19 protein-coding genes and 1 tRNA gene are annotated in these 23,925 nt (G+C 67.2%); 5 read left to right on the top strand and 15 right to left on the bottom strand.

The window, feature by feature from the left end; genetic code table 11:
- Nucleotides 1-140 precede the first annotated feature (140 nt).
- Both EG799_RS14055 and EG799_RS13735 read right to left on the bottom strand, forming a co-directional pair.
- Complete coding sequence (locus tag EG799_RS14055; RefSeq protein WP_158611082.1) at nt 141-287, bottom strand: hypothetical protein; 147 nt, start codon at nt 285-287, stop codon at nt 141-143.
- A 68-nt stretch (nt 288-355) separates the two neighbouring features.
- On the bottom strand, nt 356-1,168 hold the full coding sequence (locus EG799_RS13735) for an EAL domain-containing protein (protein WP_158611081.1): 813 nt from the start codon (nt 1,166-1,168) through the stop codon (nt 356-358).
- 115 nt (nt 1,169-1,283) lie between these two features.
- On the opposite strand from EG799_RS13735, the gene EG799_RS13730 reads away from it, so the two are divergent.
- Nucleotides 1,284-2,078: an NAD kinase gene (locus tag EG799_RS13730; protein ID WP_234029167.1), complete on the top strand. Its 795-nt coding sequence runs from the start codon at nt 1,284-1,286 to the stop codon at nt 2,076-2,078.
- Nucleotides 2,079-2,150: 72 nt separating this feature from the next.
- Nucleotides 2,151-2,225: transfer RNA gene (locus EG799_RS13725), tRNA-Asn, on the top strand.
- 25 nt (nt 2,226-2,250) lie between these two features.
- On the opposite strand, the gene EG799_RS13720 is transcribed toward EG799_RS13725, so the two are convergent.
- The 4 genes from EG799_RS13720 to EG799_RS13705 form a co-directional block, all read right to left on the bottom strand.
- Nucleotides 2,251-3,015 carry a class I SAM-dependent methyltransferase gene (locus EG799_RS13720; RefSeq protein ID WP_123882411.1) on the bottom strand — a complete coding sequence of 255 codons (765 nt, stop codon included), beginning with the start codon at nt 3,013-3,015 and terminating at the stop codon, nt 2,251-2,253.
- A gap of 66 nt (nt 3,016-3,081) precedes the next feature.
- Entirely contained in the window at nt 3,082-5,835 is a 2,754-nt protein-coding gene (gene secA / locus EG799_RS13715) for a preprotein translocase subunit SecA (protein ID WP_123882408.1), read from the bottom strand.
- A 92-nt stretch (nt 5,836-5,927) separates the two neighbouring features.
- The gene (locus tag EG799_RS13710; protein WP_123882405.1) at nt 5,928-6,188 is read right to left on the bottom strand and encodes a hypothetical protein; all 261 of its coding nucleotides are present in this window, start codon (nt 6,186-6,188) and stop codon (nt 5,928-5,930) included.
- A 78-nt stretch (nt 6,189-6,266) separates the two neighbouring features.
- A complete protein-coding gene (locus EG799_RS13705; RefSeq protein ID WP_123882402.1) occupies nt 6,267-6,896 on the bottom strand; it encodes a TonB family protein in 630 nt (209 codons plus the stop codon).
- Between the two features lie 83 nt (nt 6,897-6,979).
- Between EG799_RS13705 and argJ the strand changes: the two genes are divergently transcribed.
- Together argJ and EG799_RS13695 are read left to right on the top strand one after the other, a co-directional pair.
- Nucleotides 6,980-8,206 (top strand): bifunctional glutamate N-acetyltransferase/amino-acid acetyltransferase ArgJ, encoded by a 1,227-nt coding sequence (argJ, locus tag EG799_RS13700; protein WP_123882399.1) that lies wholly within the window; start codon nt 6,980-6,982, stop codon nt 8,204-8,206.
- Between the two features lies 1 nt (nt 8,207).
- The gene (locus tag EG799_RS13695) at nt 8,208-9,053 is read left to right on the top strand and encodes an inositol monophosphatase family protein (protein ID WP_123882396.1); all 846 of its coding nucleotides are present in this window, start codon (nt 8,208-8,210) and stop codon (nt 9,051-9,053) included.
- On the opposite strand, the gene trxA is transcribed toward EG799_RS13695, so the two are convergent.
- The 8 genes from trxA to ahcY all read right to left on the bottom strand — a co-directional run bounded on the left by trxA (nt 9,025) and on the right by ahcY (nt 21,850).
- Nucleotides 9,025-9,345 carry a thioredoxin gene (trxA, locus tag EG799_RS13690; protein WP_123882393.1) on the bottom strand — a complete coding sequence of 107 codons (321 nt, stop codon included), beginning with the start codon at nt 9,343-9,345 and terminating at the stop codon, nt 9,025-9,027. The genes EG799_RS13695 and trxA overlap by 29 nt on opposite strands.
- Nucleotides 9,346-9,405: 60 nt before the next feature.
- Entirely contained in the window at nt 9,406-12,870 is a 3,465-nt protein-coding gene (addA, locus tag EG799_RS13685; RefSeq protein WP_123882390.1) for a double-strand break repair helicase AddA, read from the bottom strand.
- Nucleotides 12,867-15,836: a double-strand break repair protein AddB gene (addB, locus tag EG799_RS13680; RefSeq protein WP_123882387.1), complete on the bottom strand. Its 2,970-nt coding sequence runs from the start codon at nt 15,834-15,836 to the stop codon at nt 12,867-12,869. The genes addA and addB overlap by 4 nt, the downstream gene beginning before the upstream one ends.
- Nucleotides 15,836-16,552, bottom strand: a complete 717-nt coding sequence (locus EG799_RS13675) for a nucleotidyltransferase family protein (protein WP_123882384.1) — start codon at nt 16,550-16,552, stop codon at nt 15,836-15,838. Before EG799_RS13675 ends, addB begins: the two co-directional genes overlap by 1 nt.
- Complete coding sequence (locus EG799_RS13670) at nt 16,549-17,541, bottom strand: aminoglycoside phosphotransferase family protein (RefSeq protein WP_123882381.1); 993 nt, start codon at nt 17,539-17,541, stop codon at nt 16,549-16,551. The genes EG799_RS13675 and EG799_RS13670 overlap by 4 nt, the downstream gene beginning before the upstream one ends.
- Nucleotides 17,538-17,975 carry a tRNA (adenosine(37)-N6)-threonylcarbamoyltransferase complex ATPase subunit type 1 TsaE gene (tsaE, locus tag EG799_RS13665; RefSeq protein ID WP_123883165.1) on the bottom strand — a complete coding sequence of 146 codons (438 nt, stop codon included), beginning with the start codon at nt 17,973-17,975 and terminating at the stop codon, nt 17,538-17,540. Before tsaE ends, EG799_RS13670 begins: the two co-directional genes overlap by 4 nt.
- A gap of 19 nt (nt 17,976-17,994) precedes the next feature.
- Complete coding sequence (locus EG799_RS13660; protein ID WP_123882378.1) at nt 17,995-20,337, bottom strand: PAS domain-containing sensor histidine kinase; 2,343 nt, start codon at nt 20,335-20,337, stop codon at nt 17,995-17,997.
- 97 nt (nt 20,338-20,434) lie between these two features.
- Nucleotides 20,435-21,850, bottom strand: a complete 1,416-nt coding sequence (gene ahcY / locus EG799_RS13655; protein WP_123882375.1) for an adenosylhomocysteinase — start codon at nt 21,848-21,850, stop codon at nt 20,435-20,437.
- A 187-nt stretch (nt 21,851-22,037) separates the two neighbouring features.
- On the opposite strand from ahcY, the gene EG799_RS13650 reads away from it, so the two are divergent.
- Nucleotides 22,038-22,517, top strand: coding sequence for a peroxiredoxin (locus tag EG799_RS13650; RefSeq protein ID WP_123882372.1), 480 nt, complete (start codon nt 22,038-22,040; stop codon nt 22,515-22,517).
- Nucleotides 22,518-22,628: 111 nt separating this feature from the next.
- Here EG799_RS13650 and EG799_RS13645 read toward each other — a convergent pair whose 3' ends face one another.
- On the bottom strand, nt 22,629-23,921 hold the full coding sequence (locus EG799_RS13645) for a UDP-N-acetylglucosamine 1-carboxyvinyltransferase (protein WP_123882369.1): 1,293 nt from the start codon (nt 23,919-23,921) through the stop codon (nt 22,629-22,631).
- Nucleotides 23,922-23,925 lie beyond the last annotated feature (4 nt).

Raw genomic sequence — 23,925 nt, 5'->3', positions numbered from 1 at the left:
CGCGGGATACCCCGCCCGGTGAGCGTGACGTCCGTCACCCGCCTCCGCCTTCGCCGCGGGAGACATTTGCCGGCCTTTCTCCGGATCACCGGTTCCGCCGCCGTCCGGGCCCGCCAGACAGAGGGGTTCGAGGCCGGCTATCACGTCCCTGGATTGGCCGTTGGCTTCTGGACGGTCACGCAGCTGGGGTCGTCGCGCTCGAACATTCCGCGAATGATCGCCTTGCCGGTGAATGTGTCGCCCGGTCCCTCAACTTCGTCCTGTTGCTCGCGGCGGATGATGGACATCGCGGGCGCTCCGGTCCTCTTTTCGAAGGTCTCCGATTCGAACGGTCGCCCCGACCCGCAGGTTCCGCTCAGCAAGCGGAGATGTGATCGGCAAAGGCGGCTGACGTCATGGGCCGGCCCCCGAGGAAACCCTGCCACAGATCGCAACCCTCGCGCGCGGCGACGTCGCGCTGCGCCGGCGTTTCGATACCCTCCGCGATGATCCGGAGCTCCAGCGTTCGCGCCATGGCCACTATCGCACGCAGGATGGCGAGATCGCGCCGGTCGTGCGCCACCCCCTGCACCATCGACCGGTCGAGCTTGAGCGCATCGAGCGGCAACACCTTGAGATAGTGGAAATTGCAGAAACCCGCGCCGAAATCGTCAAGCGCAATGCGGATCCCCGCCTCTGCCAGAAGCGCCAGGCGTTCAGCCGACCTGTCGAGATCGGCGACCAGCGCATGCTCGGTGATTTCAAGCGTCAGGCGTTCGGCGGCAACACCGCTGTCCGCCACGAGTGCCAGCAGGTCGTCGACATAGGTGCGATCCAGCAGGTCGGCGGCGGTGACGTTGAGCGACAGGCGAAGATGCGCGGGCCAGTCCGCCGCCACCCCCAGCGCGCCCCGCACGATATGCCGGGTGAGCCGGCGCGCCAGCCCGCTCGATTGCGCGATGGCGACAAGGGCGTCGCCTGCCAGCGATCCGTGCACCGGATGGTGCCAGCGCGCCAGCGCCTCGGCCCCGGACAAGGCATTGCCGGCGGCCGCGTATTGCGGCTGAAAGAGCAGGTCGATGGCGTCCGCCGTGATCGCCTGGCCGAGATCGCTGGCAACGGGGTGCGGTTCGGACTGGCGGCGATCGCCACGCAGGCGGCGGTCGATCTGATGGACGGGAAGCGACATGACAGCCCTTTGCCAGCAAACCTGCCGGCGGTCTGCCCGATGCACAGCCGCGTTGCAAATCGGGACGCCGCTCCATAGGGTCGCGCATCGTTCGGCGAGGGGAGACGCGCACACCGTGAATGAGGCCATCCACCAACCGCGCCGCAAGCTCGCCCTGCTGCATTCACAGGGCGACGCGGCCGAAGGGGCGGCACGCGATCTGCGCGGCTGCGTCGATTTCGTGGAGCCGGACAGGGCCGATGCGCTGGTGGTGATCGGCGGCGACGGCTTCATGCTCGATACGCTGCACGGTATGCTCGCCGGGGAGCGCATGGTGCCCGTGTTCGGGCTCAACCTGGGCACGGTCGGCTTCCTGATGAACCGCTATCGCGGAGCCAGCGGCCTCGCCTACCGGATCGACAAGGCGAAGCCGGTTTCGGTGTCCCCGCTGCGCATGGAGGCGGTGACGCAGGGCGGCGAAAGGGAGGTATCCTGCGCCATCAACGAGGTCAGCCTGCTGCGCGAAACCCGCCAGACCGCGAAGATCGAGATTTCGGTGAACGACCGCGTCCGCATTCCGGAACTGGCGGGCGACGGGGTGCTGCTGGCGACGCCCGTCGGTTCCACCGCCTACAACCTCTCCGCCCACGGACCGATCCTGCCGCTGGGCTCGCAGATGCTGGCACTCACCCCCATCAGTCCGTTTCGCCCCCGCCGCTGGCGCGGCGCGATCCTGCCCGATACGAGCCGTATCTCGTTTCGCGTGCGCGAACCGCACAAGCGGCCCGTCGCCGTCGTCGCCGACCAGAAGGAGGTGCGCGACGTGGCCGAGGTGCATGTCGAGATCGCCCGGGACATCCGCATGGAGCTGCTGTTCGATCCGGGTCACGCACTGGACGAGCGCATCGTCGCCGAACAGTTCATTACCTGACCCGGCATGCCGAAGGCTTCGGGGCTTGCCAAAGCGAATCCGCCCCCATATAGGCGCTCACCTGTTGGCTGTTCCCCGATAGCTCAGCGGTAGAGTAGGTGACTGTTAATCACTTGGTCGTTGGTTCGAATCCAACTCGGGGAGCCACTTTTTCACTCTCTGGCGCTGACGATCAGCCCGGCTTGCGGAACCGCAGGGCGAACTTGTCGGTCGTGCCTTCGTAGTCGAACACGCGCGCCGTATGCGGATCGGCGGGATTGGCGAGAAGGTCGCTCTCGGCCTCCAGCGCGAACCCGGCGGCCGACACCTGGTTGCGTACGGCTTCAGGGTCGATCCGGTGGAGCGTGGCGGTCGCGTCCGTTCCGGTTCCGGGTGCGGCGTGGTCCTCCACGAAATAGAGGCCGCCCGGCTTCAACGCCGCAAACACCGCGCGGTTGGCGCCGGCGATGTCGCCATTGGCGAGGTCGTGGTAGTTTTCCGTCGTCCAGACAAGGTCGACAGGCCGCGGCAGGGACATGCCCGCATAGCTGTCCACCACGACCACCTCGACATTGCCGTATTGCTCGGCAATCGCGTCGATCGCGTCGCGTCCGCCCGGACGGTTGGCGCGGTCTGCAGTGAGGATCGCATAGACGCGGCCTTCGGGTCCGACGACCTGTGACAGGATGCGCGTGTAATAGCCCCCGCCCGGCGCGATCTCGGCGACGGTATCGCCGCGTCGGAGACCCGAGAAGGCAACGATCTCGGCCGGTTTCCTCGCCGCGTCGCGCGCCGTATCCTCGGCCGGACGGGCCGGGCTGACGACGGCGGCGAGAATGTAGTCCTGCCGTTGCAGATCGACGTCGGCGAAGGGATCTCCCGCCTCGACCGATACGCATCCCGGCAGGAGAGCGAGCGAAAGGGCGGCGGCGGCGGTGGTCAGGGCTTTGCGGGGCATCGGCTTCTCCAGTTACGAGGGCCACGCTACCTCGTTCGCGCGACCTTGCAAGCGCGGTGCGCCCCGTCAGGCGTGGGCACCGTGGCAGTGCTTGTACTTGTTGCCGGACCCGCACGGGCACGGCGCATTGCGGCTGATGATCTTGTCGGCGAACGGATCGTCCGTCTGCGAACCGCCCGAGCCGGTGGAGGCGACGGGCGATCCCGCCAGCGTGCCGAACAGGCCGGCCTGCCGCGAAGACCCGTCGCCGTCATTCGAATCGTCCTCGCCGGTGAACGGGTCGATATGGCCGGTCAGGAATTCGGGCAGGTCGGGCAGCGCGCGCGGCGGCGGGGGCGGAGCGGCGGCGCGGAACTGCGAGGTCAGCAGCACCCGCGTGACATCCTCGCGCAGCGTATCGAGCATCGCCTGGAACAGCCCGAACGCCTCCTGCTTGTACTCGTTGATCGGCTGCTTCTGCGCGTAGGCGCGCAGGAACACCACCTGGCGCAGCGCGTCGAGCGTCGCGAGGTGCTCCTTCCAGTGATGATCGAGCCGTTCGAGCAGGATGCTCTTTTCCACGCGGCGCCAGATCGGCTCGTCGATATTGGCGGACTTTTCGGCGAGCACTCGCTCCGCCTGCTCCTGCAGGCGCTCCTCGATGATTTCCGGCTCGACCTGGTCTTCTTCCATCCACGCATCGAGATCGGGTGCGAGGCCGAGCACTTCCTCGACCCGCTCCTTCAGGCCCGCGACGTTCCACTGTTCGGGATAGGATCCGGGCGGACAGGCCTCGGCGACGATGGCGTTGATGGCGTCGCGGCGCATTTCCTCCACCACGTCGTCGACACGCTCGGAATCCATGATCTCGGCGCGCTGCTCGTAGATCACCTTGCGCTGGTCGTTCATCACGTCATCATATTCGACGACCTGCTTGCGGGCCTCGTAATTGCGTGCCTCGACCTTCTTCTGCGCGGTTTCGATGGCCTTGGAGAGCCACTTCGAACCAATCGCCTCGCCGTCTTCCAGATTGGCGTTCATCATCTTGGCGAACAACGTGTCGGGGCCGAAGATGCGCAGCAAATCGTCCTCCAGGCACAGATAGAATCGCGACAGCCCCGGGTCGCCCTGGCGGCCGGAGCGACCGCGCAGCTGGTTGTCGATACGGCGGCTTTCGTGGCGTTCGGTGCCGAGCACGAACAGGCCGCCGGCATCCTTCACCCGCTGGCGTTCGGCGGCGGCCTCGGCCTTTATGCGCTCGATCTCCCTGTCCTTTGCGGGACCGTCCTCCATGTCGCCCAGCTCGTCGTCGATGCGGAAGTCGACATTGCCGCCCAGCTGGATGTCGGTCCCGCGGCCGGCCATGTTGGTGGCGATGGTGACGGCCCCGATCCGGCCCGCCTGCGCCACGATATGCGCCTCCTGCTCGTGCATCCGGGCGTTGAGCACGGCGTGCTTCACGCCCTCCTTGTCGAGGAAGTTGCTGAGCAGTTCGGATTTCTCGATCGACACCGTGCCCACCAGCACCGGCTGGCCGGTCTGGTTCTTTTCCTTGATGGCCCGGGCGATGGCGGCGAACTTGTCCATCGTGTTCTTGTAGAACTCGTCATCCTCGTCCACGCGCTGCACGGGGACGTTGGTCGGAATTTCCACGACGTTCAGCTTGTAGATGTCCCAGAATTCCGCCGCCTCGGTCGCCGCGGTTCCGGTCATTCCGGAAAGCTTGGGATACATGCGGAAATAGTTCTGGAAGGTGATCGAGGCCATGGTCTGGTTCTCGGGCTGGATTTCCACGCCCTCCTTCGCCTCGGCCGCCTGGTGCAGACCGTTCGACCAGCGACGCCCGTCCATCATGCGTCCGGTGAACTCGTCGATGATGACGACCTTGTCATCCTTGACGATGTAATCGGTGTCCTTCTTGAACATGACGACCGCGCGCAGCGCCTGGTCGAGATGGTGGACGACCTGCGTGTTCTCGATGTCGTAGAGGTTGTCCGTTTCCAGCAGACCGGCGGCGATGAGGCGCTTTTCCACCTCCTCCACCCCGTCCTCGGTCAGCTGGACGCTCTTCGCCTTTTCGTCCGTCTCGTAATATTCCGGCTCCAGCTTCTTCACGATCTCGTCGAGCGCGATGTAGAGCTCGGACTTGTCCTCGGTCGGGCCCGAGATGATCAGCGGTGTGCGCGCCTCGTCGATCAGGATCGAATCGACCTCGTCGACGATGGCGAAGTTGAAGGGCCGCTGCACCATCTGGCGGCGTTCCTGCTTCATGTTGTCGCGCAGGTAGTCGAAACCGAACTCGTTGTTGGTGCCGTAGGTGATGTCGGCGGCGTAGGCCTCGCGCCGTTGCTGCTCGCCCAGATTGGGCACGATCACGCCGATGGTCAGGCCGAGGAACTTGTGCAGCTGCCCCATCCATTCCGCGTCGCGGGCGGCGAGGTAGTCGTTCACGGTCACGACGTGCACGCCCTTGCCCTCGATGGCGTTGAGATAGGTGGCAAGGGTCGCCACCAGCGTCTTGCCCTCGCCCGTCCGCATCTCCGCGATCTCGCCGCGGTGGAGGACGATGCCGCCGACCATCTGGACATCGAAATGGCGCATCCCGAGCACGCGCTTCGACGCCTCACGCACCGTGGCGAAGGCTTCGGGCAGAATATCGTCGAGCGTCTCGCCCGCTTCCAGTTTCTGCCGGAACTTGGCGGTCTGCGCCTTCAGTTCATCGTCCGAGAAGTCCTCGAGCTGTTCCTCCAGCCCGTTGATGCGGGCGACCAGCTTGTCGAGCGAGCGGACGTAGCGATCATTGGCGGAGCCGAAGAGCGATTTGGCGAGGTTCTGCCACATGGGGAAATCCAGTCTGCGATATATGGAAAAAGCGGCCCCGCACGCGGTTGCGGGGGCCGGCAGGTATCAGCGGTGCAAAAGGGGGCGGCGCGCTATTCGTGCGCGCGGTCGGCCCGCAGCATCACCGTGGGCACGCGCCCGTTGGGCACGCGCTGGCGACAGCGCCGACCATCGTCACGCCGGGTCGCCGGTTCGCGGCTGACCTGCAAGGTCGGTACGGTGACCGGCTTGCAAGCGTCGGTTTCTGCCGAAGTGGCGATGCTGATGACGCTGGCCTGTGCTGGTCCAACCGGTTCCGCAGCAAGCGTGAGGCCCGATATCACGGCCAGCAGGGTGAGCAATTGGCGAAGCATCGCCGACCTACATACGCCTATTCGCGCCAAAGTCTATCCGTCATGCCTTTTCAGCCGAACCAAATCCGTCAACGGCCGTCATGGCTGAAAATCCTCGTAGGTCGTTTCGAACCGAAAGCGCACGCGCTTGGCGACCCGATTGCCCTGGGCGTCTTCGAACGGAAAGTATTGCTGCGGCGCTGCGCACGGGCTTTCGGCAGGGGCACCCCGCGGCAGTTCCATGGACACGATCTCGCAATCGGCGATGTTGCCGTCGGCGTCGATATCCATCACGAATTCCACCCGGGCGCGGCCGGGAAACGGCATCCGCTTGTCCTCTGGCATCTGCCATACCACGCGGGTCGACCAGCTTCCGCCGATCCGCTCTCCCGCCGCGTTTCGTGCCGGCTCGAAAACGCCGCGCTGTCGCAGACGCAGGCACGCCGTCTCGTCGAGTACTGCGAATCCGCTGCTCGAGGTGACGGTGCACTTGCGCACCAGTCCGTCGGCGTCGATCTCGAGCCTCGCCTCGGTCACGCCTTCGGCGCTCTCCAGAATGGCCTGCTGCGGATAATCTTCCGGATCGAGCCATTCGGCGGGCGAGCCGATCGGGCGGGCGGAGTTCGCCCGTGCCGGTTGCTGCGCCGCCGCCGGGGCGGGCAGGCTCGCGGCGAGCGAAGCCATGACGAGGATGGCCGCCCTAAGGCGACTCGATAGAAGCGCGGTCATGACCTTGGTGATGATCCACCCGTCTCCGCCGTGCAATGGCTAGCGATTGTCCACAAGTCGCAGGCGGACTATGCGCGGCGGTCATGGACCTTGCCCGCTCTCCGCTTGCCCGCCCCTTCCCCGACATGCCCGCCATCGCCGGCGTGACGCTGCGCGTGGCGCGGGCGGGGTACAAGGCGTGGGACCGGGCCGACCTGACCTTCGCCGAACTGGCGCAGGGAACGGCGCTGGCGGGCGTGTTCACGAAGAACCGGTGCTGCTCCACCGAAGTCGAGGTGGGACGCGAGGCGGTGAAAACCGGCCGCGCGCGGGCGCTGATCGTGAATGCGGGCAACTCGAACGCGTTCACCGGTCATCGCGGGCGCGAGGCGGTGGACCAGATCATGCGCCACGTATCCGGGCGGCTCGGGTGCCCGCCTGCACAGGTGCTGGTTTCCTCAACAGGGGTGATCGGCGTGCCGCTGCCGCTGGACAAAGCGAAAACCGGAATCGCCGCGGTGCTCGATTCCCCGCCCTGCGGCTGGCGGGAGGCGACGGACGCGATCGGCACCACCGATACCTTCGCCAAGGGAGCCACTGCCAGCGCCATGATCGGCGGGACGAAGGTGCATCTCAACGGCATCATCAAGGGCAGCGGAATGATCGCGCCCGACATGGCGACGATGCTGGGCTACGTCTTCACCGATGCGGCGGTCGAACCGGCCTTTCTCCAGCAGTGCCTCGTCGCCGCCAATGCGCGGACCTTCAGCTGCATCACCGTGGACAGCGACACTTCCACCAGCGACACCGTACTGGCCTTCGCTACCGGACGGGCCGGCAACGCCCCGCTGGCCGGAATCGAGGATGCGGGAGCCGATGCGTTCATGGCGGCGCTCGGCGACCTGTGCCGCCAGCTCGCGCACCTGGTCGTTCGCGACGGCGAAGGCGCTTCGAAGTTCATCGCCGTCCACGTCACAGGCGCGGTGGCGGACGACAGCGCGCGGCGCATCGGCCTCGCCATTGCCAACTCGCCACTGGTCAAGACCGCCATCGCGGGCGGCGATGCGAATTGGGGCCGGGTCGTGATGGCGGTGGGCAAGGCTGGCGAGCCGGCCGACCGCGACCGCCTCTCCATCGCGTTCGGCGGCATCTGGACGGCGCGCGAGGGGCTGCCGGTGGAAGGGTACGACGAAGCGCCGGTGGCCGAGCATCTGCGGGGGGAGGAAATCGACATCGCCGTCGACCTGGGCCTTGGCGACGGACGGGCGACGGTGTGGACCTGCGACCTGACGCATGGATACATTTCGATCAACGCGGATTACCGCTCCTGACATGAGCATCATCGACCGCGAAATCCTCAGCCTGCTGCGCGACGTTACCGAGCGCATCATCCTGCCGCGCTACCAGAACCTCGATGCCGGCGAGATAGAGGACAAGGGCGGCAACGACCCCGTCACCATCGCCGATCGGGAAAGCGAAGCTGCGCTGCGCGAGGGGCTGGAAAAGCTCGCCCCGGGCCTTGCGGTGGTCGGCGAGGAAGCGGCCCATGCGGATCCTGCCGTGCTGGAGCGGTTGCAGGGCGCATGCTGGATAGTCGATCCAATCGACGGCACGCGCAACTTTGCGGCAGGCAAGCCGCCCTTCGGCATCCTTATCGCGCAGGCGGACGAGGGGCTGGCGCAGAGCGGGTGGATCTACGACTGCCTGACCGGTCGTTTCTGTGCCGCCCACCGCGGCAAGGGGGCGTTCGTCGGCGGAGAACGCATCGAAGCGCGCGAAACCGGCGAAACGCCGCCCGTGGCCGCCATATCGCTCTTGTTCATGGACGATGCGAAGCGCGAGGCCATGAAGGCCCACATCTGTCCGCATTACCGGCTGGTCGACATTCCCTATTGCGCCGCCGAGCAGTATCCGCGCCTTGCCCTGGGTGAGAACGACGTCTCGATCTTCGAGCGCACGCTGGCCTGGGACCATGCCGCCGCCGCCCTCTGGCTGGAGGAAGCGGGCGGCAAGGTCGCGCGGCCCGACGACGGATCGCCCTACCGCGTGGACGAAGTCGGGCGTACCGGCCTCGTCGGTGCCGCCTCCCCGCGGCTGTGGGACGACATGGCGAAACGGCTGGCAGCGCTCCGCGCGCCGGCGGCTGGCGTCAGAGCGAACCCTGCAACCAGTCCTTGAGGGCGTTCTTCGGCGCCGCGCCCATCTGCTGGGCGACCGGCTCGCCATTCTTGAACAGCACCAGGAACGGGATCGACTGAACGCCCATCTTTCCCGGCACGTCGGGGTTTTCCATGATGTCCATCTTCGCGATGGTGACCTGATCGCTCATCTCGTCGGAAAGCTCTTCCAGCGCGGGCGCGATCATCTTGCACGGTCCGCACCAGTCGGCCCAGAAATCGACGAGCACCGGCTTGTCTGCGTCGAGTACGTCGGCCTGGAAGCTGCTGTCGGTCACGGTCTTGGTCGCCATCGTCAAATCTCCTCGTATCTTGGCCTTCTACGTAAGGGCGCGCGTGCCAAGGACAATGCCTCAGGCGCGATAGCTTTCCTGCGCGGGGGAATGGCCGGGCTTGTACCGGTCGAGACAATCGGCGGGAATGGCGATCAATTGCGGGGTCTGCGTGTACAGCACCGCCGCCTCCACCGTCCTGCCGGGATAGATAACCCGCAGCGCCGCGACGTAGGCTGCCATCTGTCGCAACGTCGAACCGGGGACGTGCCCCAGATCGGCGGGAGGGCGGCGCGCGGTCTTGAAATCGGCCACCAGCACGCGCCCGGGTTCGATCAGGAGGCGGTCGGCGGTGCCGGCGATCACCTGCCCGGCGACCGTCGCCGCCAGCGGAACCTCGGCCAGCGCGGCAGGCCCGAACAGATCGCGCCATTCCGGCGTGGCGAGAACCGCCAGCGCTTGGTCCAGCATGTCCTCGCGCTCTTCCGGGTCGAGATCGGGCGCGTGCCGTTCGAGCCAGGCCCGCCCGCCGCCTGCGCGCCGTTCCGCCGGGACGTCGGGCAGCCGTTCGAGCAGCGCGTGGATCAGCACGCCACGCCGCGCGGCAATGGCGGCCTGCGCTGGCGGCAGCGGCGGGTCCGCACCCGTTTCCTCCGCCCCCGCGGAGGGCGCCAGGGGCCGGGGCGGGCGCGGTTCCGGGCCGACGGGGGCAAGCGCCCAGTCGGGCAGCACCGGCGGAATGGGCAGATCGGCCTGCGATCGATCCGCAACCTCGTCGGCCCGTTCGCCCAGTTCCTTTCGCGCAGTCCAGTCAGGGTCGTCGAGCCAGTCGCCGCCGAACAGCGGGGCGAGGCGGGCATACCAGCTGTCGGCGGCGGGTTCCTTCTCCCGCTTGCCCAGCGCTCCGCCGATGAACAGCGCCTCCTCCGCCCGCGTCATGGCGACGTAGAGCAAGCGCCAGTGTTCCTGCCGCTCGGCCGCCCTTGCCGCTTCTTCCGCCTCGGCGACGCGGCCAACACGCTCGTCCTTCGACAGGGGCGGCAGCGGAAGGAGCCGCCCTTCCCCGTCGGCCAGCCGTTCCCGCAATTCCAGACCGGTCGTGCGGGAGGCGTCGGGGTTGCCGCACGCATCGGCCAGGATGACGATGGGTGCCTGCAATCCCTTCGATCCGTGGACCGTCATGACCCGCACCAGATCGCCGCCGCCTTCCGCCTCGCGCTTGAGTTCGCCCTCGCCGGCGTCGAACCAGCGAATGAAGCCCTGCACGCTCGGCGTATTATTGGCGGAGAATTGCAGCGCCGCGTTGAGCAACTCGTCGATGGGATCGTTCGCCTCGCGCCCCAGGCGGGCGACGAGCTTGCGGCGGGCCTGCCACGGACCGACCAGCAGCCAGTGAAGCAGCGCCTGGGGAGGCTCGAAATCGGCGCGGGCAAGAAGATCGCGCAGCGACGCGACCGTCTCCACCACCTGCGCCGCCCGGGAATCGCGCAGATGATCCCACAGACCCCTGCCCTTCTCGCGCCAGCCGTGGTCGAGCAGATCCTGCTGGCTCCATCCGAACACCGGCGACACCAGCAGGCAGGCGAGGCTCAGATCGTCGCTCGGCTGTGCGGCGAAGCGCAGGGCTGCCATCAGATCCCTCACCGCGAGCGGCGCCCCCAGACGCAGACGGTCCACGCCGGCCACCGGCACGCCGGCAGCATGCAGCCGCGCGACAATCAGACCGGCCAGGTCCTTGCGCTTGCGCACCAGCACCATGACGTCGCCCGGCGTGGCGTTGCGCGCGCGCCCCTTCACCAGCGGAAAACCGCGATCCATCCAGCGGCGTATCTGCGCGGCGATGCGATCGGCCATAATTCGCTCGGGTTCGGAGACACGCAGTTCCGGCCCCTCGCCCTCGCTTTCGGAGTCGTCGGCCTGGCCGGAAACGGGTTGCCACAAGGTGACGAGACCCGGGCGTTCGTCGCCCCTGTGCGGCTCGGGTTGCCGGTCCAGGCCGAAGGCGTCGTGGCCGATGGCCGCAATGGCCCGGTCGACGAAGCCAAGAATGCTCTGCGCCGTGCGGTAGGAGCGGCCCAGGCCCAGGTCACGCAGTTCGCGCGCCGTCAGCTCCCGCCTCAGCCCGAGCTGGTTTTCCACCCGCACACGCATCAGTTCCGCATAGCGATTGCGCGCGGCGGCGAAGTTTTCCGGGCTCGTGCCCTGGAAGCCGAAGATCGCCTGCTTGTAGTCGCCGACGACGAAAATGGTGCGCTCGCGGCCGTCCTTCTGGCCAAGTCCGGCAAAGAAATCGTCGGTCAGCGCATCGATGATTCGCCATTGCGCCGCGTTGGTGTCCTGCGCCTCGTCCACCAGGATATGATCGAACTGGCGGTCCAGCTTGTAGCGGATCCACGCGGACATGTCCGACTTGCCGAGCAATGCGGCGGCACGGCGGATGAGGTCGTCGAAATCGACCAGTCCCTCGCGCGCCTTGGCCTCGTCCCATGCGATCGCGAATTTGCGCCCGACTTCCAGCGCCGGCGTGACCACGTCGACCAGCGCCAGCAGGGCTGCCTTCTCCGCGACGCCGTGCAGGAATTCGCGCGCCCGTTCCGCCAGCCCGGTGACGGTCTCGTCCTGTTTTTCCAGGTTGGTCTGGTGCTTCAGCAATCCCTTGTCGTTGTAGAGCTGCCCGAGAAGGTCCGCGCTGCCCTCGAACCGATCCGCTGGTGCGCGGGTAAGCCACTCGCCGGTCAGCTCGGCGAACTTTCGTCCGCTCTTCGCTCCCCAGCCGTCATATGCCCACATGACCTGCCGCACGAGGTCGATTCCCGCCTGGTCGTCGGCGCAAAGCGCGCACAGGCTGTCGCGGGTCACGCTCGCCTCCAGCCCGAGAAGCCGTTCCACCCGTTCGCGCATCGGCGGTTGCCAGGAGCCTGCGCCAAACCACGCCTCGCGCGCCTGAGCGCAGCGCATCAGCCAGCCCCTCGCCCCGTCCGGCCCCATCCGCAGGGAAAGCATCTCGAGCGCCTCCACCGCGTCACGGTCGGCCGACTGCCACTTGACCAGCAGATCGCGCAGCACCCGGTCGGCCAGCAGGTCCCGGTCGCGATCCTCCATCGGGCGCGTGCCGGGGACGAGGCCCGCCTCCTGCGGGAAAGCCGCGAGCAGCCACTGCGCGAAGGCGTGGATGGTGTCGATGCGCAGGCCGCCGCCGGGGCAGTCGAGAACACTCGCGAAAAGCGTCCGCGCCCGCTCCTGCGTCTGGTCGTCCACCGCCGCGCTGATGGCGGAGAGGTCGGCGGCGAGCGCCTCGGGCTTCATCCGCACCCAGTTCGCGAGCACCTCGTTCACGCGGGTCGCCATTTCCGCCGCACCGGCCTTGGTAAAGGTGAGGCAGAGGATCTGTTCGGGCTTCACGCCCGGCGTCAGCAGCAGGCGCAGCACGCGCGCCGAAAGCACCTGCGTCTTGCCCGTTCCTGCCGATGCGGACAGCCACACGCTATCGGCAGGTTCGACCGCGTAGCGTTGATTGTCCTTCAATGGAAAAACCCGGCCGCTCATGCCACGTCCCCTTCGCGGCCCTGCCATTCGCCGAGCCGCATGAGCTGGTCGTAGGTGTCGTATCCCGGCGCATCGGGGTTGAGACGCGCGGTGAAGGGCGCATTGCCGAGAATCCATTTCTCGAGCGCGTCGTGCAGGAACTCGCGGGTCTGGGGCAGGAATTCTCCCGGCGGGATGCCGCTGCGCTTGCCATCTTCGAGGATCGGCGTCGCGACGTAGCCGAACCCGGTTTCGGACTTCGCATCGCGGCCCAGCGACCAGTATTCGAACTTCGCCGGATCGCCCGACAGCCCCTCGAACCCTCCCGCCTTCGCGATCAGGCCGATCGTGCCGAGCTGAAGTGCGTAACCCGCCTCGACCGCGCGCCCCGAAGGCGGCGAACCGGTCTTGTAATCGACCACCGCGAGCGATCCGTCGGCCGCGCGATCTATCCGGTCCGCCTTGCCGAAGATGCGGATCCCGCGCACCTCCATTTCGCCCCACTGTTCGATGGCCGCCGGAGTGCGCGCCGGATCGGCCTCGATCCGCAGGGCAATCCATTCGAGCGCCTTCAGCAGCCGCGGTCGCCACATGGCGCGCAGCAGCGGGTGGGCGGACAATTCGCGCAAGTGCCTGTCCGCCATTTCTTCCAGCGATCCCTCGCCCTTGTGCCATCCTTCCAGGATCGCATGCGCCAGGCTGCCCTGCCACGCCGGGCCAGGTTCGGCGTCGAGCGGATCGAGTTCGCCCAGGCGCAGGATCTTCGCGGCGTAGAACTGATACGGATCGGATCGCAGACGGTCGAGCGCGGTGACGCTGATCGGCATGGCCCGCTGATCCGCGCCGGGCATGGGTTGTGGACGCGGATGATGCGGCACGGGGCGTCCGTCATCGAGCGCCCGGGCGAGTGTCACCACGTCCGCATCTTCGTGGCGTTGCACCAGATCGGCGCCCAGCAGGGCGCGGACCCGCAACACGAAGCGCGAGGCGATGGCCGGTCCGGCGACATCGCGGCGCGCCCGGGTGAGCACGACGTCGGGCGCCCCCATCGCTCCGGCGAGGTCGTGCGCGGCGAGCCCGATGCGAAACTCCGCCCCCGGCACGCCCAGTGCGCGCAGCACGGCGGGGGCCAGCAGCGGATCGGAAGCGGGCGTGGGCGGCCAGGTCCCCTCGTTCAACCCGGCGCAGATCACCAGATCGGCGCGGGTCATCCGCGCTTCGAGCAGACCGTAGATCGCGACGCGAGGATGGCCGCCATAGGGCGGGCGCACTGCCACCCTGTCCATCGCGTCGCGCAGCGCCGCGGGCAGGTCAGCAGGTTCGAGCGCGATCGGGGTATCGCGCGCCGGCAGGCGCAGGTCATCGACGAATGCGGATAGCGACCGCCCGTCCTCGCGTGCCCAGACCGCATCGCCGCACAGCGATTCGGCCGCTTCCGCCAGCAGATCCAGCCAGACGGCGAGATCGCGCGCACTCTCGCCCATCAGGGGGGAAAGCGTGGGTTCGACCATCTCCCACCATTCGGCCGCCTTCGCCTGCCGGGCGAGCGTTCGCAACGGTTCGAGGCCCGGCTGCTTGCGCGGACCGCGCAGGGCAAGTTCGAACCGGCGCACGGCGGCGAGCCATCGCGCCCGGCCCTCCCCCGCCGCGACCAGCGGATGTTCGAGCAGGGCGACGAGGGGAACAGGCGCCGCCGCCTGCGCCGCAACCTCTGCCAGCAACAGCAGCACCCTTCCCGCCGCGGTCTGCGACAGGGGCCGGCCAGCGGAATCGTCCGCTTCGACATTCCAGCGCCGCAAGTGATGGACCACGCGCCCCGCCAGGCCACGATCGGGTGTGACGACGGCGACGCGCCGCTCGGGCGTTTCCAAGGCCTCGCGCACCATCAACGCGACGGTTTGCGCCTCTTCCTCAGGATTGGCCGTCTCGACCAGCCGCACCCCCGCCATGCGCCGGCGAGCGGGGGGCAGATCGACCCACGCCTTGCTCGCCTGCGGCGGCAGGAACAGGCTGGAGATCGCGTGGCTGCGCTCGGGCGGCCCCTTGGTCATGCCTGCGCGGTGCCAGTGCTGGACCTCCGCCCGCGCTATGCCCATGCGGTTGAGCAGCAATTTCAGGTGATATTGCGGATGGGTGACGGCGTCGCCGCGTCCGAACGGGGTTTCGGCGGATGTCTCGCCCGCCGCGCCCAGTTCGTCCCAAACGGCATCATCCATCGACAGGTCCAGATCGGGCAGCACCACCGCCCCCTGCGGCAGTTCGGCCACCGTCCTGAGCAGCCGGGCGAGCGCGGGCGCGGCGCTCGTCACCCCGGCCGCGACGAAGGGCGTTGCGGGCGGATCTGCGCGCATGCGTCTTGCCGCTTCGCGGAACAGCAGGTTGCGCCGGGCCGCCGCGTCGAGTTCCCCGCGTTCCGCCAGTTCGGCGAGCCATCGCCGCTGGACCGTGGCGAACAGGTGCAGGTACTCGCGCCAGTGATCCGAGAGGTCGCCGACCAGATCGAGCACCTGGTCGGACAGCAGATCCTCGGGCGCGATTTCCTCGACCAGCAGCCGGTCCATCACCTGCCCCGTCTCGAAGGCCAGCCGCAGCAGGGCATTTCCCTTCGGCGCATTCTCGCCATGCTGCTCGCGGATCATCTGCGCCAGTCGCAACCAGCGGCGGGTGGGATCGGCAGCGGGCGGGATGGCGGCGCCCGCGCCGAGCGAATCGAACACCGGACCGAGCGCCTCGTCGAGATCGAGATCCCCCACCAGCACCATTCGCGGCATCAGCAAGCCTTCGCGGCCAGTGTCACCAGCATGGCGCACGAAGGCGTCCAACATCGTGCGCGCCGCGCGGGCGGACGGGAGCAGCAGGGTCAGCCGCGCCAGTCCGGTATCGCCATCGGCATACCGCGGAACCAGCCCCGCAACGAGCGCGTCGGCGAACCCGCGATGGGCGGCGATGGAATAGACCTGTGGTGCCGGCGGCCTTGCGACGTTCATCAATGGCCCGCCAGCGCCTCTTCGGTGGGGCGAATGGCGCCGGGCGTACCCACTTCGAACCATTGGCCGGTAAAGGCCGTACCGAAAAGCCGCCCCTCCTCGATGGCGCGGTCCCACAGGATATTGGTCGAGAACTTGCCCTGCGGCGCGTCGCGCATCAGCCGTTTGGCGATAAGCTGTATGCCGGTGAAAACGAAGGGCGCCACCCGGCTCGCGGAGCGACGCGAGACGCGGCCTTGCGGGTCCATGTAGAAATCGCCGCGCCCGCTGAAATTGCGCGCGCCCTTGTGCGGCACCAGCAACAAGAGCGCGTCCATCCTGTCCGCATCCCAGGCGGCCGACAGGTCGGCGAAGCAATCGCGCGGTCCGTCGAGCCAGATATTGTCCGAGTTCAGGCAGAAGAACGGATCGGGCAGGTGCGGTTCGGCCAGTACGATGCCGCCGCCTGTTTCCAGAAGTTCCTCCCGTTCGTCCGAAATGGTAATCGCAGGTTTCGTCCGCTCCTTCAGATGCGCTTCGACCGTATCGGCGAGGTAATGGACGTTGACGACGGCGCGCGCGATGCCGGCATCGGCCAGCCGGTCCAGCGCATGATCGAGCAGCGGCTTGCCGGCCACGCGAACCATCGGCTTGGGCTGCGTCGCGGTGAGCGGCCGCATCCGCTTGCCCAGACCGGCGGCGAGCACCATCGCGGTATCGCTGGCGAGTTCGGTCATCCGAGCACCCCTCCCCTGTGTTCGCGCACCTCGTCCGGAATGTTCGCATCGAACCAGCGGGCGACAGGCTCGAGCGCCGGATGCGCAAGGTCGCGCTCCATCGCGTCCCACACGCGCGGAATCATCGGCAGGTAGCGCGGCTTGCCGTCGCGCTTCCACAAGCGCGCGAAGATGCCGACGATCTTGGCGTTGCGCTGCGCGCCGAGGCGGGCGTAATCGGCATCGAAGTCGCGGTCGCAATCGACGCGCGCGCGGTAATGCTCGAGCATCGCCGCCTCCAGGTCCGGGGCGACGTCGCGGCGCGCATCCTGCAACAGGGAGACGATGTCGTAGGCCGGATGCCCGACCAGCGCATCCTGGAAGTCGATCAGCCCCTGTTCCCCCGTATAGGTTCCGTCCGCGCCCAGCAGCATGATGTTCTCGGCGTGATAATCGCGCAGCACCGTGACGCCCGGTTGCTGGCGTTCGAGAAGCGGTTCGAGCACCTCGCGCCAGGCCGCCTCGAACCCCATTGCGTCGACGCCGAGATCCGCCGCGCGGCAGAACCAGTCGGGAAACAGCGAGACTTCGCGCAGATAGGTTTCCAGCGAGTAGGCATCGAACGGACCGGGCGGACGAGCATGCAGTTCGACCAGCGCGTCTATTGCTCTGGTGTAGATTTCGCGTTCCGCGTCCGGGTTGTCGTCGAGGAAATCGCGCATCCGGTCGTCGCCGAAATCCTCGATCAGCACGAGGCCGCGCTGCGGCGCTTCGGCGTAGATGCGCGGAGCGCGCAGGCCATGCTCGGTCAGCCACTTGCCGACCAGCAGGAAGGGCCTAGGATCCTCGTGCGGGGGCGGCGCGTCCATCAGCATCGCCCGGTCTTCCCCCCGCCGTACCCGGTAGTAGCGGCGGAAACTGGCATCGCCGGGCAGCGGGTCGATCGCCGCGCCCTGCCACCCCGCGTCGGTGAGGAATTTTTCTACGCCGTCGGGAATTGTCTCGCTCATGGCATACGCCCTAGCCAAGCCTGCCCCCCTTCGACAATCGCCCTGCGCCCCTCTTCCGCAGTTTCCAGCTCAACCGAAAGGCAGGTGCACTCGTGCGCGAAGCCGCCGGCATGGTCGGGCCACTCGGCCAGCAGCGCGGCCCCGTCGCGGTAGTCGTCGAGGCCGATCTGGCCGACTTCCCGGGGATCGGCGAGCCGGTAGAAATCGGCGTGAACGACGGGGAGGCGCAGATTTTCGTAGATTTCCACGATGGTAAAGGTCGGTGACGGCACCTCGCCCTCGTGACCAAGGGCATGCAGGATCGCCCGCGCGAGCGTGGTCTTTCCGGCGCCCAGGCCGCCGGAAAGGGCCACCACGTCACCTGCCTCCAGCCGCCCGGCGATCCGCGCGCCGAAAGCCTGCATCGCGGCCAGATCGGGCAGGTCGAGTGTCATCACGGCGCGCACCGATCGGTCATGGCAGCAAGACCGTCGCGGTCGTGCCGGCGCCTTTCTCGCTCTGGATTTCCAGTCGCCCGCCATGCGCCTCGATAAGCTGCCGGGCGAGCGGCAGGCCGAGCCCGCGCTTGCCTTCGCTTTCTCCCGCCTCGCCCCCCAGGCGGTAGCCGTCCATGGCGCGGGCGAGTTCACTCGGCTTCATCCCCTCCCCGTTATCCGAGATGACGATGCGCGCACCCGACTTGCGGCGGGTCAGCGCGACGAGGATCCGGCCCCCGTCAGGCGTGGCGTCGATGGCGTTGTCGAGCAGGTTGCCCAGGGCGCGGCCGAGCTGCCGGGCGTCGGCCATGACCGATCCCGCGCCGCGATCCCCGCGCAGGTCGAGCGTCAGGTTCTTCGCCTCGATGGCATCCTCCCTGGCACGCACCACCTGCGTGGTGAACGTGAACAGATCCACCTCCTCGGTCGCCATCGGCAGCAGTCCGGCTTCGCTCTGGGTCAGATCCAGCACGCTTTCGATCTGCTTCGACAGGCGCGCGACCGACGTGACGATGGCCCCTGCATATTCCTTGCCCTGCTCACTCAGTTCGCCCGCCACGCCCGATTGCAGCAATTCGGCAAAGCCGCCGATGGAAGTGAGCGGCGTGCGGAATTCGTAGGACATGTTGGCGAGGAAGCGGGTCTTTACCGCGTCCGCTTCCTCCAGCGCACTGGCACGTTCGCGCAGCGCTTCCTCGGCCTTGGTCGAATCGGTGACGTCCATGACCGTCAGCAGGCCGTTGCCGTCGGGCAGCGGTACGCCCGCAAATTCCAGCGTGCGCCCGTCCGAGAGCATGACCTGCCCGCCCATCTGCCGCCGGTCGAGCGTGGCGGCGCGCACGACCTCGCCGATCGCCTTGCGCTGGCCGGGGCGGGCAAGCCGGTTGGAAATGCGGTCGAGCAGCTTGTCGACATGCGGATGTTCGTCGAAAAACTCCTCGGGAATACCCCAGATCGCCGGAAAGCTGCGGTTCCACAATTGCATCCGGCCGTCGGGAGCAAAAACGCCCAGCGATTCGAACAGCGAATCGAAGGTCGCCGTGCGCGTTCGCAGGAGCGTATCGCGCGTCGCCGAGAGCGCCAGCTGCTCCGAGCGGTCCTCCGCCACCAGGACCAGCCCGCCATCCGGCATTGGCTGGGCGACGATGCGAAGATGGGTGCCGTCCGACAACGTCCAGGCATCCTCGTGCGGCGCATCCCGTGTGAACCAGTGGGCGAGTTCGCTGCGGAATTCGGGAAAGTCGCGGACCTCGGGCAAGCGGCCCTTGTCGCGCGCCAGATCCAGAAACCGTTCGAATTGCGGCGGATCGATCCGGGTGGAGGCGGGCAGCGCGAAGATGCGCTGGAATGGCTGATTGGAAAAGGCCAGCCGCCGGTCGGCATCGAACTGCGCGACCCCCACGCTGAGCAGATCGAGCATGGAGCGCTGCGCGGCCCGGAAGGCCCGGAACTCGCGCCCCTGCTCTTCCATTTCCTCGATATCGACGGCGTAACCGGCGACGCCCTCCTCCCCCAGCGGCAGGTCGCTGACGCGCAGCGAGCGGCGCTGGCTGCCGACGGTCGCCTGCACGATGCGCTCCACCGGCAGGTCGCGCTCATGCGCCTGGGCCGCCACCTGCGCAGCCGTCAGTCCGTCGACCGTCTCCACCAGTTCCACCTGTTCGTCGACGACCGTCTGCGCGTTCCTGGCTCCGACCGCCTCGACATAGGCGCTGTTGACGAGGCGCAGCGCCATGTCCGGGCCACGAAACCACATGGGCATCGGGGCGGCCTCGATCAGGCCCACGAGCGCCGCGAAGTCGTTGCGCGCCCGTGCGGTTTCGGCGCGCAGCCGCGCCAGCTCCCCTTGGCTTTCCGAGAAGTCGAACCACCAGACCAGCGCCGCCCCGCCGGTGCTGACCGCGGTATCGGCGAGTTGCCCGCGCAAGGCGAGGCTCTTCTCGGAACCACGCGGGGTCACGACCATGCGAAACGGCGCGGCTGTCTTCTGCGTCCGCCGCACTGCGTCGCGCAGCTGTTCGAGGTCGAACTCCGTCAGCCCGGTGTCGCCGCCATCCAGTTCGCTCAGGTAGCCGGGCAGCCGGGCGAGGCCGAGCCAGGCGGCCAGGCGGTCCGGGCCCTCGATCTTGCCGTCGGTCTTCACCAGCAGCGGAATTGCCGGAGAATCCTCTATCATGCGGGACAGGCGGCGTACCGTCGAACGCGCGGCGCGGGCGGCGCGGGCGCGTTGCAGTGATCCGATCACCAGCCACACCGCGCCGGCCGTCCAGGCGGCCAGCAGAAGGCCCAGCAGGGCAAGCGCGGTGGGGGTGAGTTCCATCGCCGTTGCAGCTATTCGGGGCGGAGCCTTAGTGCAACGGGATTAACGCTGGAAAAGCAGCCCCCTCCCGCGCGTGCGGGAGGGGGCGTGCGCCACATCAATAGCGATAGTGCGCGGGCTTGAACGGCCCGTCGACCGGAACGCCGATATAGTCGGCCTGCTTCTGGCTCAGCTTCGTCAGTTGCACGCCGAGCTTGTCGAGGTGCAGGGCGGCGACCTTCTCGTCCAGATGCTTGGGCAGGACATAGACATCGTTGCCGTACTTCTCGCCGCTCTTGTAAAGCTCGATCTGCGCCAGCACCTGATTGGTGAAGGAACAGCTCATCACGAAGCTGGGGTGGCCGGTGGCGCAGGCCAGGTTCACCAGGCGGCCCTTGGCCAGCACGATGATCTCCTTGCCATCGGGGAACTTCACCAGGTCGGTTCCGGGCTTCAGCTCCGTCCAGTCGTAATTGTCGAGCGCGCCGATCTGGATCTCGGAATCGAAATGGCCGATATTGCACACGATGCTCATTGGCTTCATCGCCTTCATGTGCTCTGCGGTGATGACATCCTCGTTGCCGGTGGTGGTGACGAAGATGTCGGCGCGCTTGACGCCCTCCTCCATCGTCACGACCTCGTATCCTTCCATCGCCGCCTGCAACGCGCAGATCGGATCGATCTCCGTCACGAGAACGCGCGCGCCGCCATTGCGCAGCGACTGGGCGGACCCCTTGCCGACATCGCCGTAGCCGGCGACCAGCGCGACCTTGCCCGACAGCATGACGTCGGTGGCACGGCGGATGGCGTCGACCAGGGATTCGCGGCAGCCGTAGAGGTTGTCGAACTTCGACTTGGTCACGCTGTCGTTCACGTTGATCGCCGGGAACGGCAACTTGCCCTGCTTGGCGAGGCTGTAGAGGCGGTGAACGCCGGTGGTCGTCTCTTCCGAAACGCCCATGATGTTCTGCACCGACTTCGTCAGATAGCCGGGCTTCTTCTTGAGAAACGCCTTGAGCGAGCGCTGGAACTCGACTTCCTCGGCGTTGCCGGGTTCGGGCAGGTCCTCGCCCGCCTCGACCCGCGCGCCCCACAGCGCGAACATCGTGGCATCGCCGCCATCGTCGAGGATGAGGTTTGCGGTGCGGTCGGCGTCGTCGTCGCTCGACCAGTCGAAGATGTTGCCGACGTAATCCCAGTATTCGGCCAGACTTTCACCCTTCACCGCGAATACGGGAATATCCTGCGCGGCGATCGCGGCGGCGGCGTGGTCCTGGGTGGAGAAGATGTTGCAGGTCGCCCAGCGCACCTCGGCACCCAGCGCCACCAGCGTCTCGATCAGCACGGCGGTCTGGATCGTCATGTGCAGCGAGCCGGTGATGCGGGCGCCCTTCAGCGGCTTGGCCTCGCCGTATTCCTCACGCGTCGCCATCAGCCCGGGCATTTCGGTTTCGGCAATGGCGATCTCGGCGCGGCCATAGTCGGCGAGCGCAACGTCCTTGACGATATAATCGGTAAAAGCGGCGTCGGCCACGGGCACTGCTCCTGTTCGTTTCTGGTGGAAACGCCGCCGGGGCTCCGCGCGACGCCTGTATCTCGATGCCGCGCGCCATAGAAGCGGGCGGCACCGGCGGCAACCCCCGCGCGCGCGGCCCGATCGCACCTTGCCTGCGCCCGCCTGCGCCCTATCTGGAAGCGCGAACCAGACAGGAGAATAGCTGATGACGATTTCCAAAGGCGACAAGCTGCCCGACGTGAAACTGGTGAAGGCCACGCCCGACGGCCCTGAACAAGTCCGGTCGAGCGACTTCTTCGCCGGTCGCAAGGTCGCGCTCTTCGCCGTCCCGGGGGCCTTCACGCCGACCTGCTCTGCCAAGCACCTGCCCGGCTATATCGACAAGGCCGACGACTTGAAGGCCAGGGGTATCGACGAGATCGCCTGCACCAGCGTCAACGACGCGTTCGTCATGCATGCCTGGAAGGATGCCAACTCCGCCGACGAGATCACGATGCTGGCCGACGGCAGCGGCGATTTCGCCGAGGCGCTGGGGTTGACCGCCGACATGAGCGGATACGGCATGGGCACCCGGTCCAACCGGTATTCCATGATCGTGGAGGACGGCGTGGTGACCGAGATCAACGTCGAGGAACCCGGCGACTTCAAGGTTTCCAGCGCCGAACACATGCTCGGCCAGCTCTGATCCCGGCACGACCGGAAGAATGCAGGGGGCGCCCGCTGTGGCGCCCCTTTGCTTTCGGATGCGACCTAGCCGGCCCGGTGCCCGGCGTCGGCTCGCCGGGCATGGCGGACCCTAGTCGTCCCAGCTCACATCGACGCCGAGGCTGTCGATGTTGGCCACGAAATCGGGGTGCGCGCGGCGGATCGGGTCGGCGTCGAGTATCGTCGATTCCCCGTCGATGCTGGAGGCGACCATCAGCATCGCGATGGCAACGCGGATGATGTAGGGGCTGGTCACGGTTGCCGGCACCAGCTTGTCGCCGCCGAAGGTGATGAGCCGGTGCGGATCGCACAGCAGCGTGTGCGCGCCGAACAGCGACAGTTCGGTATGCCAGGTCAGCCCGCCTTCGTAGACCTTGTTCCAGAACATCGTCTGCCCCTTCGCCTTCACGCCAAGGGCGATGAAGATCGGCAGAAGGTCCGCGGGAATATAGGGCCACGGCGCGGCCTCGACCTTGGTGGTCAGGTGACTGGTGAAGTTCTGCTGCACTTCCAGCTGCGCAGGCGCGTTCAACCGCGACCACCCGTCTTCGTGACTGACCTTCGCGCCGAACTTCTCGAACGTCTGGTCTATCAGCATGAAATCCCCGGGCCGGGTATTGCGGACCGAAATGTCCCCGCCGGTTACCGCCGCCAGTGCGAGGAAGGTGGTGATCTCGTGAAAATCCTCGACGAAGGTGTAATCGACGCTGGTGAACTCGCTCGCCCCCTCGACCGAAACCATCGACGTGCCCTTCCCCTCGATCCGCGCGCCCATCTTTTCGAGGAAGCTGCACAATTCCTGCACGTGCGGTTCGCAGGCGGCGTTGACGATCTGGCTGGTGCCCCTCGCGGTCAGCGCGCTGATGATGAAGTTCTCTGTCGTGGTGACGGAGGCGTATTCCAGCCACATCCGCGCGCCATCGGCCTTGCCCTTGTTGCGGAAGACGATGTCCTTCTTTTCGTGGCTGACTTCCGCGCCGAACGCCTTGAACACGGCGACGTGGGGATCGATCTCGCGCGCGCCGAGCGTGCAGCCTTTCACCTCGTGCTCGAGCCGGGCTTCGCCGAGCCGGGCGAGGAGCCCGGGTATCATCATGATCGAGGCGCGCATTGCCTGGGGCAGCTTGGCCTTCGCGTCCGGGGAGATGGAGGAATGGTCGATCGCCAGCGTCTTGGCGTCGCGGTTCCAGTCGACGGTGCTGCCCAGATCGGCGAAGAAGGCGTGGATGCGCTGAACGTCGGTGATTTCGGGCACGTTGCGAAGCATGATCGGCGCATCGCTGAGAAGCGTCGCGCACAATACCGGCAACACCGCATTCTTGTTCGCCGAAGGTTCGATCTGTCCCTTCAGCCGTTGCCCGCCCCTTACGCGCAAAGCCGTCATCGCA

It is taken from the genome of Aurantiacibacter spongiae, from assembly GCF_003815535.1.
In the GTDB taxonomy this organism is placed as follows: Bacteria; Pseudomonadota; Alphaproteobacteria; order Sphingomonadales; family Sphingomonadaceae; genus Alteraurantiacibacter; species Alteraurantiacibacter spongiae.
Note: the sequence above shows the minus strand (reverse complement) of the source record. Positions and strands in the feature narration are given on the sequence as shown.

Excerpts from the sequence above, each read along its gene's own strand:
- EG799_RS14055 (WP_158611082.1), bottom strand. The coding sequence starts at position 287 with ATGTCCATCATCCGCCGCGAGCAACAGGACGAAGTTGAGGGACCGGGC.
- EG799_RS13735 (WP_158611081.1), bottom strand. The coding sequence starts at position 1,168 with ATGTCGCTTCCCGTCCATCAGATCGACCGCCGCCTGCGTGGCGATCGC.
- EG799_RS13720 (WP_123882411.1), bottom strand. The coding sequence starts at position 3,015 with ATGCCCCGCAAAGCCCTGACCACCGCCGCCGCCGCCCTTTCGCTCGCT.
- secA (WP_123882408.1), bottom strand. The coding sequence starts at position 5,835 with ATGTGGCAGAACCTCGCCAAATCGCTCTTCGGCTCCGCCAATGATCGC.
- EG799_RS13710 (WP_123882405.1), bottom strand. The coding sequence starts at position 6,188 with ATGCTTCGCCAATTGCTCACCCTGCTGGCCGTGATATCGGGCCTCACG.
- EG799_RS13705 (WP_123882402.1), bottom strand. The coding sequence starts at position 6,896 with ATGACCGCGCTTCTATCGAGTCGCCTTAGGGCGGCCATCCTCGTCATG.
- argJ (WP_123882399.1), top strand. The coding sequence starts at position 6,980 with ATGGACCTTGCCCGCTCTCCGCTTGCCCGCCCCTTCCCCGACATGCCC.
- EG799_RS13695 (WP_123882396.1), top strand. The coding sequence starts at position 8,208 with ATGAGCATCATCGACCGCGAAATCCTCAGCCTGCTGCGCGACGTTACC.
- trxA (WP_123882393.1), bottom strand. The coding sequence starts at position 9,345 with ATGGCGACCAAGACCGTGACCGACAGCAGCTTCCAGGCCGACGTACTC.
- addA (WP_123882390.1), bottom strand. The coding sequence starts at position 12,870 with ATGAGCGGCCGGGTTTTTCCATTGAAGGACAATCAACGCTACGCGGTC.
- addB (WP_123882387.1), bottom strand. The coding sequence starts at position 15,836 with ATGAACGTCGCAAGGCCGCCGGCACCACAGGTCTATTCCATCGCCGCC.
- EG799_RS13675 (WP_123882384.1), bottom strand. The coding sequence starts at position 16,552 with ATGACCGAACTCGCCAGCGATACCGCGATGGTGCTCGCCGCCGGTCTG.
- EG799_RS13670 (WP_123882381.1), bottom strand. The coding sequence starts at position 17,541 with ATGAGCGAGACAATTCCCGACGGCGTAGAAAAATTCCTCACCGACGCG.
- tsaE (WP_123883165.1), bottom strand. The coding sequence starts at position 17,975 with ATGACACTCGACCTGCCCGATCTGGCCGCGATGCAGGCTTTCGGCGCG.
- EG799_RS13660 (WP_123882378.1), bottom strand. The coding sequence starts at position 20,337 with ATGGAACTCACCCCCACCGCGCTTGCCCTGCTGGGCCTTCTGCTGGCC.
- EG799_RS13650 (WP_123882372.1), top strand. The coding sequence starts at position 22,038 with ATGACGATTTCCAAAGGCGACAAGCTGCCCGACGTGAAACTGGTGAAG.
- EG799_RS13645 (WP_123882369.1), bottom strand. The coding sequence starts at position 23,921 with ATGACGGCTTTGCGCGTAAGGGGCGGGCAACGGCTGAAGGGACAGATC.